This is a genomic window from Sphingomonas faeni (assembly GCF_024273235.1).
GTDB lineage: Bacteria > Pseudomonadota > Alphaproteobacteria > Sphingomonadales > Sphingomonadaceae > Sphingomonas > Sphingomonas faeni_A.
Genome location: NZ_JANBVH010000015.1, coordinates 25,886 through 42,390 on the forward strand (window position 1 = coordinate 25,886; position 16,505 = coordinate 42,390).

15 protein-coding genes are annotated in these 16,505 nt (G+C 65.9%); 6 read left to right on the plus strand and 9 right to left on the minus strand.

The genetic code is table 11. The features are described 5' to 3' along the window. Positions 1-88: 88 nt before the first annotated feature. The 8 genes from NLI89_RS09910 to NLI89_RS09945 all read right to left on the minus strand — a co-directional run bounded on the left by NLI89_RS09910 (position 89) and on the right by NLI89_RS09945 (position 7,479). Entirely contained in the window at positions 89-949 is an 861-nt protein-coding gene (locus tag NLI89_RS09910; RefSeq protein ID WP_254686906.1) for a hypothetical protein, read from the minus strand. A gap of 20 nt (positions 950-969) precedes the next feature. Beyond that, entirely contained in the window at positions 970-1,437 is a 468-nt protein-coding gene (locus NLI89_RS09915) for a DUF6152 family protein (RefSeq protein WP_254686907.1), read from the minus strand. A 43-nt stretch (positions 1,438-1,480) separates the two neighbouring features. Next, positions 1,481-3,130: an FAD-binding oxidoreductase gene (locus NLI89_RS09920; RefSeq protein ID WP_254686908.1), complete on the minus strand. Its 1,650-nt coding sequence runs from the start codon at positions 3,128-3,130 to the stop codon at positions 1,481-1,483. Then, entirely contained in the window at positions 3,127-3,810 is a 684-nt protein-coding gene (locus NLI89_RS09925) for a hypothetical protein (RefSeq protein ID WP_254686909.1), read from the minus strand. Before NLI89_RS09925 ends, NLI89_RS09920 begins: the two co-directional genes overlap by 4 nt. Further along, on the minus strand, positions 3,807-4,166 hold the full coding sequence (locus tag NLI89_RS09930; protein WP_254686910.1) for a c-type cytochrome: 360 nt from the start codon (positions 4,164-4,166) through the stop codon (positions 3,807-3,809). Before NLI89_RS09930 ends, NLI89_RS09925 begins: the two co-directional genes overlap by 4 nt. 342 nt (positions 4,167-4,508) lie before the next feature. Further along, the gene (locus NLI89_RS09935) at positions 4,509-5,771 is read right to left on the minus strand and encodes a HupE/UreJ family protein (protein WP_254686911.1); all 1,263 of its coding nucleotides are present in this window, start codon (positions 5,769-5,771) and stop codon (positions 4,509-4,511) included. An 11-nt stretch (positions 5,772-5,782) separates the two neighbouring features. Beyond that, positions 5,783-6,709, minus strand: a complete 927-nt coding sequence (locus tag NLI89_RS09940) for a peptidyl-prolyl cis-trans isomerase (RefSeq protein ID WP_254686912.1) — start codon at positions 6,707-6,709, stop codon at positions 5,783-5,785. Continuing rightward, a complete protein-coding gene (locus NLI89_RS09945) occupies positions 6,706-7,479 on the minus strand; it encodes a c-type cytochrome (protein ID WP_254686913.1) in 774 nt (257 codons plus the stop codon). The genes NLI89_RS09940 and NLI89_RS09945 overlap by 4 nt, the downstream gene beginning before the upstream one ends. Before the next feature lie 134 nt (positions 7,480-7,613). Here NLI89_RS09945 and NLI89_RS09950 point away from each other — a divergent pair, with 134 nt between their 5' ends. From NLI89_RS09950 to NLI89_RS09970, 5 genes are all read left to right on the plus strand, one after another. Next, positions 7,614-8,915, plus strand: coding sequence for a helix-turn-helix domain-containing protein (locus tag NLI89_RS09950; protein ID WP_254686914.1), 1,302 nt, complete (start codon positions 7,614-7,616; stop codon positions 8,913-8,915). Between the two features lie 131 nt (positions 8,916-9,046). Further along, positions 9,047-11,278, plus strand: a complete 2,232-nt coding sequence (locus NLI89_RS09955; protein ID WP_254686915.1) for a TonB-dependent receptor — start codon at positions 9,047-9,049, stop codon at positions 11,276-11,278. Next, positions 11,253-12,776 (plus strand): hypothetical protein, encoded by a 1,524-nt coding sequence (locus NLI89_RS09960; RefSeq protein ID WP_254686916.1) that lies wholly within the window; start codon positions 11,253-11,255, stop codon positions 12,774-12,776. The genes NLI89_RS09955 and NLI89_RS09960 overlap by 26 nt, the downstream gene beginning before the upstream one ends. Then, positions 12,773-13,486: a HupE/UreJ family protein gene (locus NLI89_RS09965; RefSeq protein WP_254686917.1), complete on the plus strand. Its 714-nt coding sequence runs from the start codon at positions 12,773-12,775 to the stop codon at positions 13,484-13,486. The genes NLI89_RS09960 and NLI89_RS09965 overlap by 4 nt, the downstream gene beginning before the upstream one ends. Beyond that, positions 13,483-14,508 (plus strand): hypothetical protein, encoded by a 1,026-nt coding sequence (locus NLI89_RS09970; protein WP_254686918.1) that lies wholly within the window; start codon positions 13,483-13,485, stop codon positions 14,506-14,508. The genes NLI89_RS09965 and NLI89_RS09970 overlap by 4 nt, the downstream gene beginning before the upstream one ends. 80 nt (positions 14,509-14,588) lie before the next feature. Here NLI89_RS09970 and NLI89_RS09975 read toward each other — a convergent pair whose 3' ends face one another. Then, positions 14,589-15,386 (minus strand): cytochrome b, encoded by a 798-nt coding sequence (locus NLI89_RS09975; RefSeq protein ID WP_254686919.1) that lies wholly within the window; start codon positions 15,384-15,386, stop codon positions 14,589-14,591. Between the two features lie 243 nt (positions 15,387-15,629). Between NLI89_RS09975 and NLI89_RS09980 the strand changes: the two genes are divergently transcribed. Then, a complete protein-coding gene (locus NLI89_RS09980) occupies positions 15,630-16,484 on the plus strand; it encodes a fumarylacetoacetate hydrolase family protein (RefSeq protein ID WP_254686920.1) in 855 nt (284 codons plus the stop codon). Positions 16,485-16,505: the final 21 nt, after the last annotated feature.

A 16,505-nucleotide genomic window follows, 5' to 3' on the forward strand; every position in this document is an offset into this window, starting at 1 on the left:
CGCCCCGATCGCGCGACGATCGGGGCGGGGGGCAGGGGCAGGGGGCAGGGGGCAGGGGGCAGCCAGGGCGCGAGAACTTGCAGCGACCCTAGCGGTTCTGCGCCTTGTCCTTGACGTTCAGTTCGAGCTTACCCGTCGTCGGGTCGAGATAGTCGCGATTGTCGGTGCAGGCCCATTCCTGCGGCTCGTTGCGCCGTTCGATCCCGCGCACGAACTTCCGGGGTTCGAGCGCGTAGGGCTTTTTGAAGATGGTATCGTCGTACAGCGTCGTCTGGATTTCCAGCGTATTGAAGTCGAGCAGACGCATGCGTTCGACCAGTCGGAGGTTGGGGCCGTGTGGGCCGAAGATCACGCCGGATACCGGCGAGTGATCGCCCTGTGGTCGGAGCTTCTCGCTCAACCGTCCCAGTTGAAATACCGAATCGGCGGCAATGCCGGTGGTGTCGACGACCAGCGTATCGCCCTCCCAATGGCCGATCGACTCCCCGAGATAGGAGGGATTGGGTTCCTCGGTGTGCTTGCGCCCGTCGGTATGGATGAACCGCGTCATGCCCGACGTCTCGATGTAGAGCGCGATCATTCCCGGTGACTGGAAGAACTTCATGGGCATGCCGCCGATGTTCTGCACGAACGGCATGCCCAACGGCTTGCAGTTGGTGAACGGGCTGTCTTCGGCCGGCTTGTAGGCCTTGATATAGGCAAGTGCCGAAGGCGTGTAGTCGGGCGGCGTCGTGAAATTGTCCGCGATCGGCGCGATCGACTGCCACGTGCCTTGCCAGAAATCCGGCCGGTTGGCGATCTCCTGCCAGGCTTTGGCCTGTTCGGCGGCCGATCGCGGCACCGCAGGCGTCTCTGCGGTCTGCTGGGCTCGGCCGGCATCGACCGCAAGCGTCAAAGCCGCGAGCGAACACAGGCCACCGCACACCGCGCGGACCAGGGGCTTCTTCATCCGAGGCGCTGGAATGTCGATCATTTATAGGGTTGTCCCTGCGGTTTGGTCGGTACCTGGCTGGGACCGCCTGCGAGTGCCTGTCCGGTCGAGCCAGCCGGATCTCCCAGAATTTTACCCTTGGCCGTGAAGACCGTCTGGATCGCGCCGATCGACGAGCCGTCGCGGCCCGGATGCACGTCGACCGTTATCTTGTCGCCGGCCTTGATGTCGCTGGCGTTCCAGCCCCAGCGGCTCATCATGTTGGGGCTCGATCCGACGAGAGCCCATTGCTCGGTCGTGCCATTTGCCTTTTTGACGATCACGATCAGCCAGGTGTGGGGGTTGGCCCAGGTGAATTCGCGGACCGTGCCGGTGATCGCCGTCAGCTTGCCCATGTCGAACTTGCCGAACGAGTGATGCGCGTCGGCGGTCTGCGCGAAGGTCGTCGCCAGCGCGACGAGCGCGAGCCCCCAGCGACGCGCGCGGGATCGTGGTGTGTCGGTCATGATAGTCTCGTCATCGAAAATGGGGGAGCGAAGGAACAGGAGGTCATGCTTTGGCCTTTCTCAGCTGGCGCGGGCGGATCCCGTAGCGGCCGACGGACATGATCCCGTTGGGATCCACCGCGTCCTTGATCGTCTCCAGAAAGTCGCGCAGCGCATGGTCGTTGTAGGAATAGGTCTCCATGACCACGTCGTAGAAGGCCGGCGCCGTGCGATACTCGCCCCAGCCATGCTCGGCCGCCACCGCGACGAGTTCGCGGACGATTTCGCGGACCTTCGCATTGACCGCGGTCGACCGGGTGACCGGCAAACCCATCGCGAACAGGAAAGCGCGCTCGAAGATCGAGGACGGGAATTGCAACGGCGGGGAGGGCAGCTTGTACTTGCGCGCGATCGCCGCGAACACGTCCATCGCCTCGATCGCGGCCTCGCCGGTCCGCGGAATGACCGGCGAGAAGAAGACATGGCCGACCACGTCCTCGCCCTCGTACGAGATCATCGGCCCCATGCTGAAGGTGCGCAGCGACGGGATGCCGAGCGGCCCGGTATCGAACAGCCCGGCCAGCTCCGCCGCCGGCAGCGGCAGCGTGCGGATAGCGTTCAGCGTGAACTGCGCACTCGGGACGGCGGCGCCGATCGCGTCGCGGATACAGTCCCATTGCGCCGTTATGAGCTTGCCCGGGCCATAGAGATTGAACTCGCAGGCCCAGAACGGAACGCCCGCAGCCTGCGCCGCCACGTCGAGCTTGGTCATGTCGGCGCCGGCAGGATCGTTCAGGACGGCGGATATGCGCGGATCGATCTGCGGGGGAACGCCGCCGACGATATGCGCAGCGTCACCGCGAACGCCGGTGGTCGGGCTGGACAACGTCCAGAGGCCCTGCACGATCTTGCTCTGCTCGAGCCGGCCGATGACGTCGACGAGCGGGATCAGGTCGCGGAATTTCGGAACGGTGACCACGCCGGTCGCGAAATTCTCGGGCGGCGGCATCAGCCAGAAGCCCATCTTCGTGACCACGCCGAAGTTCGATTGCTTGAACAGCCCGTCGATCCGCGGACCGAACCCGGGCCGGAATTGCTGCCACGTCCTGGCGTTGGGCATGGCGCCCATGCCGGTCCGCATCATCCGGCCGTTGGGGAGAACCACCTCGATGCCGCACTGCGCATCGAAATGATTGCGGTACGACGCGAGCGTGACGCCGACGCCGCCGTCCAGCGCGTTGCCGATCAGGCTGCCCCAGCCCGGGCTGGGACAATCGATCCACAGCTTCAGGCCCTTTTCCTGGATGTAGCTGTAGAGATCGAAATAGCTGACCCCGGGCTCGACCACGACATAGCCGTTGCGTTCGTCGATCTCGACGATCCGGTTCATCCGCTTCAGGTCCAGCACGACGCTGCCCGCGACCGCAGGGGCGGCACCGCCGTAGCCGAGATTCTTGCCGGTCGAGATCGGATAGACCGGGATCTTGTACCGGTTGGCGATCTTGATCAGTTCGACGACCTGCTCCGACGTATCGGGCGCGACCGCTGCCGAGGCGGTCGGCTCCGCGGCCTCGTCCCACATCACCGAATAGGAATCGCGATAGAGTTCGAGATCTTCGTCGCTGGTGAAAAGCCACTCGTTGCCGACGATCGCGGCAAACGCCTTCAGCGCTGCGGTGAAATCGGCCTGGCTGACGTTGGGAGGCAATTTCATGACCAGGCTTTCATGCGATCAAGGCGTGACGGAGCGCTGCTCGACTTCTGCATCGTCCAGGCGTGCAGCGTTCCATCCTGCCGTGACGGCCGGTAGTGGCGGGCAGGGACCGAAGGAGACGTGCCCGAGGGGTGCGCGGCGTTCAGGAAGGCGACCGCGTCCTGCAAGCGCGCGCCGTCATCCAGGTCCGCGTCATCCAGGCCCGAACCATCCAGGTCTGCGGAGCGGCGTCCGCTTCGCGCCGTCAGGCGATAGCCGTGATCCCAGGCAATCCGCTCGACGCAAAACAACGTCGCGCCCGAGGTGACCCCGGCAAGGACGTGGCTGTCGCGCAGCACGCGAACCAGCGCTGCATGGCCGACGGCATCGAGCCGGATGCCGACGATCGGGAGCGTTCGTGCCCTGGCCGCGACGAAGGTCGCCAACAGCCGCGGCATCTCGACGCCGTGATCGACGAGGAGCGCATCGATCGGCCGCGGCGCGGCGTGATATCCGATAACCTGCGCGGAGGCCGCGGATCCGACGGAGCAGGCGATCGACGCGGCGATCATGCCGGAGCCGAGAACGGTCCGTCGCGTCATCGAGGGGCGATCGACGACAGCGACATCGATCGCGGAAGCGTCGTTTCGATGGCCAGTGCTCATGGCAGTGCTCATGGCACTGTTCATGCCGGTGTTCATGGCCGTGTCCTCGCGGGAACAGCCCGCTTGTGCGGCGCGGTGAGATAGGTCGCCAATTGCGCCAGTTCGGCGTCGGTGATCTCGGTCTTCCGGAAGGACGGCATGAAGGACACGCCGTTCCGGACTGCCAATTTCACGTATTCGGCAGTCAGATCGGTGCGTTGCAACAATATCGCAGCCGGATTTCCCTGATATTTGCGCTGTAGAGCGATGCTGCCTGGCCCCGTCGCGGGGGTGTGGCAATCGCTGCACCATTTCCGGTAAATCTTTTCGCCCGACACCGATGCGACAGTGTTCAGCGCGGCAGGGGATTGTTTGGCAGTCGCCAGTTGCGTCCCCGCCGCGCTGCCGAGCAAGGAGAGCAGTACAAGAAGCTGTAGTCTACTCATCATAGCGCGTTCCGGGCCCGACCCTGTGCGGGGCCGCTCATGTTCGAATTTCCATGACCTTCATGCGGTCCATGAGAGTATGCACGACGCCTGTTTGCCTCGGTGTCGCTATCCGAAACGACACTCGGACGGTTATTCCGACCGACCGGATGCAAGCTATTCAGGCTGATCGCGCACGATGCTCTGGAGAGAAAACGTCATCCTGCGAAACTAGCAGGCGCCTTGCCTCAAGATAGGTGCATGAATTGGCACCATCTTTAGGGGAACGTCGGGAAGGGCAACGTCGTGAAGAGGCCAGGTCCGGACGGCTCAGGCGAAACTGAAGCTGCGGCTGACGAACCAATACACGCCTTCGAGCACCAGGAACGACGCGCAGACATCGACCACGATCGGCCTCGGAAAGGTCAGCTTGAACCGTCTGAGCAGCGTGACGGCGCCGACCAGAGTCGTGACGACGGTGAGCTGGCCGATCTCGACGCCGAGGTTGAACCCGACGAGCAGTTCGGCAAGCTTTGCCGGCGGTATCGCTTCGTTGAGCAGGTCGGCGGCGAACCCGAAGCCGTGGATGAGGCCGAAGATCAGCGTGACGACGAGCCGCAGGCGGCCGGCATCGCGGACATGGCCTGCGACCATAAGATAGTTGGCGGAGAACAGCCCGGCGCCCAGCAGCAGGGTGAACGGGAGCAAGCCGATGCCGAGCAGCTTGAGGCCTGCCATCGCCAGCAATGCACCACCCGTCCAGAGCGCGAAGAGCCCCGGCCGCTGGATCTGCACGGCAAGATTCTCGACCCCGATCAGCGCGATCGTCAGTGCGACCAGCGCATCGATGAACTCCGCGTGCGGACGGATGATGCCGGTGACGGCGAGCGCCAGCGTCAGGCTGTGCCCCAGCGTGAAGCCGGTGATGACGAAGATGAGATCCTTGAACCGGCGCGAGATCAGGACCAGCCCGAGCAGGAAGCTCATATGATCGATGCCGGTGAAGATGTGCATGAGGCCCATCTTCACGAAGGTCGGGAAACCGGCGCCCTCGATCTCGCCGCCCTGCGCCTTGCCGAGGTCGATCGTCTGGGAATCGGCGGTCAGCACGTCCTCGACGAAATCGCCCTTGGCGGTCTGGATCTGTGCAAGGTTCACATGGGTCGGGACCAGTTCGAAGAATGCGCCATCACGCAGCATGATCCCTTCCGCGGAGGGACAATCGTAGAAGAACTCGACCCGGCGATAGCCGGTGACGGCCGCGACTGGCCGGGGTTTGCCGGTCAGTGCACAGGCCTTGCCCTGCGCGGTCGCCCCGAGCTTCGGCGTCAGATAGGCGATCAACTGGGGATTGTTCGGCGGGCGGCCATCGCCGGTCAGCCGGCGTGCCTCGAGGTCGGACACCGAGAACGTCAGGTGCACCGAACTGCCGTCGACCAGCCAGGTCGAATGGGATTCGGAACGCGTGTGTGCGCTGGCCGGCGAGCCCTGCCAGAGGAGCATCGCCGCCACGGCCAGCAGCCACCGGCCGATCGTGCGCGTCATCTCCGTGCGCGTCATCTCCGTGCGCGTCATCTCCGTGCGCGTCATCATCGTGCGCGTCATCATCGCAGGTCCGGCGCGATTTTGATGTCGGCACGCTTTTTCAGGAAGCGTTGGTTGCCCTCCTGGAGACGTGCGACCTTGTCGGCGAGAAAGTCTCGAAGCACCTGGTCTCGCGCCTCGGCATAGGGTGTCGCGACCGGACGCGTGTTGCGGACCATCTGGAGAATGTGGATTCCGCCGGGGGTCTGGATGGGGTCCGAGATCGCGCCATCGGCCAAGCCGAGCGCCACCGCGAAGACCGGCTTGCCGAGATGCTCTTGCGCGGCGAAATAGAATTCCTCGCCGTCGTCGACCCGACCGGTCGTCAGCAGTCCCGCCGCGGCGGGCGACGCACCGTTGCGCAGCGCCGTCACCGCGCGTCGTGCGTCGACACCGCCCGGCGCGCGCCATTCGTGCAAGGTCATCAGACCCTCCGTCGCGTATTTCGCGCGGTGGGCGTCGTACCAGCCGCGCAGCTCGTCCTCGGCCGGCTTGGCGGTCGTCGCGTCCTGCGCGATCTGGCCTTCGGTTGCCTGGACGAGCGCCTGGCGAACGTCGATGTCGTCGTTGGGTAGCCCCATCTCGACGCCGCGTTGTACGTAGAGTTCCTCGCGGACCATGTCGTCGAGGACCTTTTGTCGCTGCGGTCGCGTGGTCTGCGAATAGGGCAGGCTGTACAGCGCGGTGACCTGTGCGATCAGGTCGGCACGGAGGACGGGGATGTTGTTGACGAGCGCGGCATCCTCCGCGGGGACCGATGCAGTGCGTGTCCCTTGCGCGGTGAAGAGGCCGTAGCCGGCAATCGCGAGCCCGAGCAGCGCGCCGAGCGCGGCGAGCAGCAACGAGCGGCGGCCGACCGGCTTGTGCACGTCCCAGACGGCATCGCCGATAGCTGTGGAGGACGCCGTTGGCTGGGCCGGGTTCGGCGAAGGGGGCTGCTGGGTCATTTCCTGTCCGGTTGGGTTGGCGCCAGCGAGGCGACGTAGACCGCGACGTTGCGCAATTGTGCGGGGGTCAGCTTGCGCGCGAAGGCCGGGCTCATGCCCGCGCGGCCCCGGCTGATCGACCGGCGGATGTCTGCAGGGGTGCCGCCGTACAGCCAGATGTCGTCGGTGAGCGAGGGCGCGCCGATCGCGCCGTCGCCGCCGAGATCGCGACCGTGGCAATCCCAGCATCCGGCCTTGTTATAGGCGTCGCGCCCGCGTTGCTGCGTGGCGTGATCCTTGACGCCGGCGGTGAAGGAATGGATGAACTGCGTCAGCACCTCGATCTGCGCCGGGGTCTGCGGCGGCAGCGGTTCGGCCGCATCGGGGTTCTTGCTGGCATAGGCCGGCATCACCGCAAGGTTCCAGCCATGCTTGTTGCCGGCGCGGATGCCGTAGCGCGCGATATCCTCGATCTGCGCCACCGTTCCCTCGCGGTACAGATGGTCGTCGTCGGTGAGGTCGGGCACGCCCAGCGTCCGGTCGCCCTTGCCGGTCGCGCCGTGGCACGACGCGCAATGCTGCTGGTAGACCGGATGCCCGGCAGCGAGCGCAGCTTCGCGCAGGGTCGGATCGCCGAGGATCGCCTCGGGATCGGCGCGCAACACGTCGGCCGCGATCGCCCGTTCGCGCAGGCCGTGGCTGACGACCGCGACGATGAGGATGAACAGCGGGATGATCCATATCAGCCGGCGCGGTGTTGCGGCGCGGGCGAGGATCCGGGGGGGCTTCATGGCGGCGGTCGTCTATCGTTCGGCCCCTGCGCGTCCAGCACCGAACCGTAACGTACAGGTTACGAAACCGTCGGGAGCGGCGCGAAAGCGACGTTTGCGCTTGTCCGGCGGACAAAGGCTGATAGCGACGGGGGATGACGGCGACGGACACAGACTATCGGGAGCGACTGGCCGCAGAGGCCAAGCGCGTTCGGGATAGCGGGGACCTCGGCCGGTCCGAACCGCTGATCAGACTCTTCGATTTCCTCGTCGAACGCTCGCTCGACGGCCGCATTCCGCGCGAGATCGAGATTGCGCAGGACGTCTTCGACAAGACCAACGACTTCGACGGGATGCTTGATGCGTCGGTGCGCGTGTATATCCACCGGCTGCGCCGCAAGCTGGCCGAGCATTACGCGCGGGCGCCGGGCGATCCCGACTGGATCTCGATTCCCCTGGGTGAATACCGCGTCGTGCTCGCCTCGCCGGAGGTCGTCGACGAGGTTGCAGCGCCGCCCGAGCCCGTCGTCGTGGCGCCGGCGACGCGGCGGATCAACCGGGTCTGGCTCGCGGTGCTGGCGATCGCGTTGCTCAACGCCATCGCCTGGATCGTCTATGTCGACCGATCGTCGAGCGACGACGCGGCGGTGCGGAGCAATCTGTGGCGGCCGATCGCCGACAACAAACGGCCGACATTGGTCGTGCTCGGCGACTATTACATCTTCGGCGACGCGGCGGACGGGATCGTCGTGTCGCGGCTGACGCGCGACTTCGCGATCAACTCGCGCGAGGACCTCGACCGCTACCTGATGCTCAATCCCGAGAAGGTCGGCAGCTATGTCGACGTGAACCTGCACTATCTGCCGGTCAGCATCGGGCGTGGCCTGCGCAGCCTGTTGCCGGTCGTCAACGCGGTGGCCGGGGGCAGCGGCGAGCACCCCGGAGTCGAGACGATGTCGGACATGAAACCCGAGATCTTCAAGGCGGCCAATGTCGTCTATCTCGGCTTCCTGAGTGGACTGGGCGCGTTGCAGGACCCGTTGTTCCGCGCGTCCGGCTTCAAGGTCGGCGACAATTTCGACGAGCTGATCGACAAGGCGAGCGGCCGGCGGTTCAAGTCGGACTGGGGCGTGGTCGCGGACGGCAAGGTGCCGCAGCGCGACTATGGCTATATCGCCAGCATGCTCGGGCCGACCGGCAACCGCATCCTGATCATCGCCGGGACGCGCGACCCCGCGGTGGCGCAGATGGCCGAGATCGCGGTCGACCGCCAACAGCTCGACGCGATCGATGCGAAGAGCGGCGGCGGCGCCTTCGAGGCGCTGTTCGAAGTGCGGACGCTGGGCAATCTCAATCTCGGCAGTTCGCTCGTGCTGGCGCGACCGATCCGCGCCGAGAGCATCTGGCAACCCGAACGCCAGGCGAGCGCCGGCAATTCGGCAGGTTCGGCGAACTGAGCAAGTCGCTGCATTCGCTAGGGTAACTTCGGCGACGGCAGGTTCGATCCGGTGCGGTGACGGTACGTAACTGGCGGCTGCGGCCGAATGCGTCTCAGGACCCTCGACAGTGAACATTGAGGGAGATCGACATGATTCGATCGATACGGATCCTGCGCCATGCCTGCTCGGTGCTGGCGCTCGCCGCGGGCATGGCCGGAGTGGCGGGGGCGCAGGTTGGGGCGCAGGAGGCGGCTACGGCTAGCGCCGAGACGGACGATGCCAACCGCTCGGACATCCTCGTGGTCGGTCGGACCGTGTCGCTGGAGGCCAGGACGGCGACCGGCAGCCGGCTCGGGCTGACCGTGCTGGAGACGCCGGCGAGCGTTGCGGTGCTCGACGGCGACGACGTGCGTGCGCGGGGCGACATGAGCGTCGTCGAGGCGGTCACGCGCGCGCCGGGGATCACCAGCGTCGCGAGCCCGGGCAATGGCGGCACCGCGCTCGCCGCGCGTGGGTTTTCGGGGCAGGGCTCGGTGCTGCAGCTGGTCGATGGCATCCGGCTGTTCCCGGCGGCGGGCACGATCACCTTCCCGACCGATCCGTGGACGATCGACCGGATCGAGGTGCTCAACGGTCCCGCCTCGGTCCTGTACGGGCAGGGTTCGCTTGGCGGCGCGGTCAACGTGATCTCGAAGATGCCCCGCGGCGATCGGACGCGGATCGACGCCGAGGTCGGTTATGGATCGCAGGACACGGCGCACGTCGCGGCCGGGATCGGCGGACCGGTCACCCCGACCGTATCCTACCGCGCGGATGCGAGCTATCGGCGGTCGGACGGCTATGTCGACCGCGGCGGATCGCGCAGCCTGGCGCTGTCGGGCGCGCTGCGGTTCGCGCCCAGCGACCGGTTCTCGCTGACGCTGCGCGACGATTATGGCGACGTGCACCCGTCCAAATATTTCGGCACGCCGCTGATCGACGGGAAGCTCGACACGGCGATTCGCGAGCGCAACTACAACGTCGCCGACGCGGAGATGTGGTCGAAGGACAATCGCCTGTCGCTGACCCTCGACTGGTCGCCGAGCGACACGGTCACGATCAGCAACGTCGGCTATTACATGACCAGCAAGCGGAAGTGGCGGAACCTCGAAAACTATTGCTGGATCGATGCGAGCGGCAATTGCCCGAGCGGGTACAACGGCACGTCCGGCACGCCGGGGACGATCTATCGCACCGACAATACCGGCATCGTCCACGACCAGACGCAGTGGGGCGACCAGGGGACGGTCAAGCTCAGCACGCCGTTCGGCCACGGCATGGCGAACGACCTGGTCGTCGGGTTCGACGTGAACCTCGTCAAGCTGACCTATTCGCATGACTTCGGATCGGATCTGCAGGAGGACTTCGTCGATCCGTACCAGTTCGATCCCGGCACCTTCTACGACACGCAGGGGATCGCGCCGCGCTATCGCACGCGGACCTTCGAGTGGAGCCTGTTCGCGGAGGACCGGCTGACGCTCACCGACAAGCTGTCGATCGTCGGCGGCGTGCGCGCGGAGAGCGACAAGGTGTCGCGCTACAATTTCGTCTACACCGGCGACCAGATCACCGGCGAGGTGCCGGCGCTGAACGGCGGCACGAGCGGGTCGCGCAAGCTCGACAACACCACCTGGCGGATCGGTACGGTGTATCAGCCGACGCCCAACACCTCGCTCTATGCGCAATATGTGACGGGCGTCGACCCGTTGGGCACGCTCACCACCTATTCGACCGCGGCCGACCAATATTACTTCACCAACGCGACCGGGGAGCAGATCGAGGCCGGTATCAAGGGCAGTTTCCTCGACGGCCGCGTATCGGCAACCCTGTCCGCCTACAGGATCGTGAAGCACAATCTCGCCGCACAGCGGACGCCGACCAGCCCGGTCGAGCAGATCGGCCAGCGGTCGTCGAAGGGGATCGAGGCTACGGTTCGCGTCACCCTGCCGGCCGGGTTCCTGATCGATGCCAACGGTACGGTGCTCAAGGCGCGCTACGACGATTTCGTCAGCGGCGGGACGAGTTATACCGGCAACGTTCCGACCGACGTACCGCAGACTTCGGCCAATCTCTGGCTGAACTGGACCGGCCAGAAGATCGGCGCACGGGCTGGGCTGCGCTATGTCGGTGCGCGCTATTCGGACAATGCGAACCTGTTCCGTGTACCGGCCTATGCCGTCGTCGATGGCAGCCTGAGCTACGCGCTCCGGCCCGAACTCGCGCTCGACCTTCACGTCTACAATTTGTTCGACAAGGATTATGCGCTGACGACCTATAACGACCAGCAATGGATCCTCGGCCGGCCGCGATCGATCGATGTCTCGCTCCGCGCCCGCTTCTAGGCCCTGGAGCCCGGCGATCGGCCACTGGCTGAAACGCTGGCTTTATATCGGGCATCGCTGGCTCGGCATCGGCAGCTGCATCCTGTTCGCGATGTGGTTCGTGTCCGGGCTGGTGATGATCTATGTCCCGTTTCCGGCGCTGACCGAAGGCGAGCGGCTGGCGGGATTGCCGATGATCGACTGGGGCCTGGTCCGCGTCGTTCCCGGACAGTCGTTGCGCGCCGAGGGGTTCGAAAGCCCGCCGCGCGTCATGGTGCTGGAGATGCGGGGTGCACTTCCCGTCTGGCGCGTCCGCAACGACAGCGGCGGCGGCGAGCGGAGCATCTCGGCGCTCGACGGCACGCTGCAACTGCCGCCGACCGAAGGGCAGGCGCGCGGTATCGCCGCGCGTTTCGGTCGCGACGCGGTGATCGGCGTGGAACGGATCGAACGCGATCAATGGACCGTATCCGGCGCATTCGACCGCCACCGCCCGCTCTGGAAAGTACGGCTTGCAGGGGCAGATGCGCGCAGCCTCTATATCTCCGGTAGCACCGGCGCGGTCGTGCTCGATACCGTCCGCACCGAACGGTTCTGGAACTGGCTCGGATCGGTGCCGCACTGGCTGTATTTCACGGTCGTGCGGCAGGACAATGCGGTCTGGCGGCAGGTCGTGATGTGGGTTTCCGGGCCGTGCATCGTCGCGGGGCTGACCGGCTTCTGGATCGGCATCCTGCGCACCCGCTTCGGTCGCAGGCGCTACCGCGACGGCCGGATGACGCCCTATCGCGGGTGGATGCTGTGGCATCACTGGGCCGGGTTGATCGGTGGGCTGTTCCTGCTGACGTGGATCTTCAGCGGCTGGTTGTCGGTCGACCCGTTCCGCCTGTTCGGCGGCGGCGGCGTGACGGCGCAGGCGGAGGCGCGGTACGAGGATGCGCGCTGGGCGAGCGCGCCGGACATCAGGCGGCTCGGCCACGTCGCGCGCGGTGCGAGACAGGTCGAACTCGCCTGGGTGCGGGGCCGATCGGTGCTCGAAATCCGCTGGGTCGGAAGGACGCGGATCGTCGACGCCCGGACGCTTGCACCGTTCGCGCCGGTGATTGCGCCAGCGGCGTTGGTGCCGGGGGCGCCGATCGTTGGGACCGAGAGGCTCACGGCGCCCGATGCCTATTGGTACGCGCTCGACGGCTTGCCCAAGCTGCCCGTCGTTCGCGTCCGGTTCGGCGATGCGGGGCGAACCTGGGTGCATATCGATCCGGCGAGCGGGCGCGTGCTCGGCAGCGTCGATGCGCGGGGGCGGGTCTATCGCTGGTTGTTCGACCTGCTCCACAAATGGGACCTGACCGTGCTGACGGGCAATCGTCCGGTCTGGGACGTGATGCTGTGGGCGCTCTCGATCCTGGGGCTGGTGACGTCGGTCAGCGGCATCTGGCTGGGGTGGAAGCGGCTCAGGCGACCGAAACGCAGTCCGGTAACGCGCGCGGGTCGTGATCGCGCAGTCGGGGAGAAAGCATGACGATCGCATCGAGGACGAGGATACGGTCGGTCGCGCTTGCCGTGGCGACGATCGCGTTGTGTTGCGCAGGATCGGCGCTTGCGCATGACGTGGCGGAAGGCGACCGGGGTTATATCGCGACCACGAAGGGCGTGCAGATCGGCGCGTTCTTCTATCTCGGCGCCAAGCACATGGTGACCGGCTACGACCATCTGCTGTTCCTGATGGGAGTGATCTTCTTCCTCTACCGACTGCGGCAGGTGGCGGCCTACGTGACGCTGTTCGCGATCGGGCACAGCACGACACTGATCCTCGGCGTGCTGTTCCGGACCAGCGTGAACGCGTATCTGATCGACGCGATCATCGCGCTGTCGGTGGTCTACAAGGCGATGGACAATGTCGGTGCGTTCCAGCGGTGGTTCGGCATCAGGCCCGATCCGCGCGCGGCGGTGCTGATCTTCGGGTTCTTCCACGGACTGGGGCTGGCGACCAAATTGCAGGATCTCGGGCTGTCGTCGGACGGCCTGATCGCCAATCTGATCGCGTTCAACCTGGGCGTCGAGACCGGGCAGTTGCTGGCGCTCGCGGCGATCCTGATCGCGATGGGCTATTGGCGGCGGACCACCGGTTTCGCGCGTCATGCGGTTGCCGCCAATATCGTGCTGATGACCGCGGGCTTCGTTCTCTTCGGCCAGCAGATGGCCGGCTATTTCCTGGGAGTATCGGCATGACCGCGACCGGACCGGAGATCGTTGCGCCGCCTACGCTGCGGCGGCTGAACACCGCAGTGCTGATCGCGACCGTCGCGGCGGCGGCGATCACCGTCGCGGCGGTGCTGCCCGCCGAATATGGCGTCGATCCGACCGGGATCGGCCGCGTCCTCGGCCTCACGCCGATGGGGGAAAGACGGATCGCACAGGCGAACGGCGGCAAGGCGCCCGCCGGGCCGGTCGCGGGCGATGCGATCACGACGACGCCCGACGGGGGCAGGCGCGTGCGGATCGTCCTCGGTCCCTATGCCGGGCGCGAGGTCAAGGCGGTGATGAAGGCGGGGGCCGGAATGACCTATCGCTGGTCGACCGACGGGGTGGCGGTCGAGTTCGAGTTTCACGGCGAGCCGGATACTCCGACGACGCCCGGCGACTATTCGAGTTACGAAAAGGGCACGAAGGCCAGCGCGCAAGGGAGTTTCAAGGCGGGGTTTGCGGGGCATCACGGCTGGTTCTGGAAAAACCCGACCGCCAAGCCGGTCGTCGTCACGGCGACCGTTAAGGGCGGAGTCGAGTCGTTCGCGCCGATCTATGCCAAAGGCGTTGCCGCCGCGGCGGATGCGGCGACCCCCGTTGCGGGGGCAGCCGCTTCGGCGAACGCTGGCCGGTACAATACCGACCTGCCGCTCAAGACCGTGATGAGCGCGGTGTTCGGCCATGCCGCGCAGGAGATCTGGAAGCGGCAGGGCTATATGTCCGACGCGACCGGGTTGCACTCGCTGTTCCCGAAGGATGCGGAGGAGTGGAAGCTGGCGGAGAACGACGCGCTCAGCCTGGCGGAAATGACCAACATCCTGCTGCTGCCGGGGCGCAGGGTCGACGAGAAGGCGTGGATCGACAGCGTGGCGGGGGTGCGACGGTCTGCGCTGACGCTGGCGGCGTTGACCCGCAAGCAGAACAAGGACGCGTATTTGGAGGCGGGGCTCAAGCTGAACGACGCGTGCAATGCGTGTCACGTGCAGTATGCGCCTGGCGTGGAGTGAGCTTGACTGCGAGATGGCGAACAAAAAATGGGCTGCCGGGGAGTGACCCGGCAGCCCCTTTTCGCATCGGGTTGAGCGGATTATTCCGCGTTACGCTTGCGACTGCGGAAGCCCATGCGCTGCAATTCCGGCTCCTTGTCGATGAACTGGTGCTTCAGCGCGCCGCCGATGTGGAGGATCAGCAGCAGGATCATCAGGTAGCCGCCGATCTTGTGCCACTCGGCGAACTCCTCGTGCAGCACGTGCTGCGGTTCGACGCCGCCGGGTTCCAAGCCGATGTTCGCGATCGGGGTGATTGCCGGGAGGGGAATGACCCACCAGATGCCGGGGGGAGGGGGTGGGCCCTTTGGTGCGCCGGCAGGAGGGCCGCCCGGTGCAGCATTGCCAGGTGCGCCGCCCGGTGCGCCGCTCGCAGGTGCGGCCATCGGCGAGGCGCCCATCGGTGGCCGGGCGACCTTCGCACCGGCGGACCCGGCGGGCGGATGCGCCGACAGGATCGCCCAGCCGGTCAGCGGCATCAGCATCATGCCGGCGTATAGCAGGAAATGCGCGACATGCGCGGCGTGGCGCTCCCAGGGCTTCATCTCGGCGGGATAGGGCGGTGGCTCGTGGAACAGGCGCCATGCGATCCTGACCACCGTCAGCGCGAGCACGGTCAGCCCGGACGACAGGTGCGAGGTGATGCCGAAGCCGTAGAAGGCCTTGTGCGCCTTGAAGAAACCGGCGGCGAGATCCCAGACCAGCAGGCCGCTGACCAGGTTATAGATGATCAGGATCGCGATCGCCCAGTGCAGCCACATCGCGACGCGGGTGTAGCGCGCACTTTCGGTACTGGGCCTGTTCGGCAGCCACCCCGCCTCGACCGCTCCGGTTGCCATACGCTCTCCTCCATCCTGATGTTTCGGCGCCGTTGCACCGGGCCATTCCGACCGCCGCCAGACCGTACGACCAAGCGCACAGCAGCAATGCTATATTTGAACTAGACAGTCATCGTTGGACAACTTAGTCAAGAAAAAAGCAAGGTGCGGTGGTCGGATCGAGGTTGTCCGGAAGGGCGCTCGGACGGTCGTCGACACCTGCTGCGCGCCATGTCGCGACATTATTCTGAGAGGATCGATCCGATGAAGCTTGCCAGGTTTACCGTTGAGGGCCGCACCCGTCTGGGCAAAATGGTCGATGACCGGGTCATCGATATCAGCGCGGCGGTACCCGATGCCGGCGACTCGATGCGGCTTTTGCTCGAGCAGTTCGATTCGGTGCGCTCCGCGATCGACGCGGTCGATGCGCCGTCGTTCGCGGTGGCCGACGTCGTGCTCGAAGCGCCGATCGCCGACCCGAAAAAGTATCTCGCGATCGGCATGAACTACCAGTCGCATGTCGACGAGGCCGAGGCGGCGGGCAAGACCGCGCCGAAGACGCAGATCTGGTTCAACAAGCAGGTGACGTGCATCAACGGTCCGTTCTCGGACGTCGACGTGCCCAAGGCCGGCCCGGACATGGTCGACTACGAGGCCGAGATGGGCGTCGTGATCGGCAAGCGCTGCCGCCACGTGTCGCGCGAAGAGGCGCGGTCGATGATCGCCGGCTATGTCGTGTGCAACGACGTCACCGCGCGCGACTGGCAGTTCCGCTCGCCGACCTTCACGCTGGGCAAGTCGTTCGACACGCATGGCCCGATCGGCCCGTGGATCACGACCGACGACGAGATCGCCGATCCGCATGCGCTGACGATCACGCTCGAACTGAATGGCGAGGAGCGCCAGCATGCCTCGACCAGCGAGATGATCTACGACATCTATGACCAGATCTCGTATCTGAGCGAAGTGATGACGCTGGAGCCGGGCGACCTGATCGCGACGGGTACGCCCGCCGGAGTCGGCATCGCCGGCAATCGCTTCATGAAGGAAGGCGACGTCGTGCGCGTGTCGGTCGAAGGGCTCGGCGCGATCGAGAACCGGTTCGTCAACGAACGCTGAACTACCCGCGCGCCAGTCGGA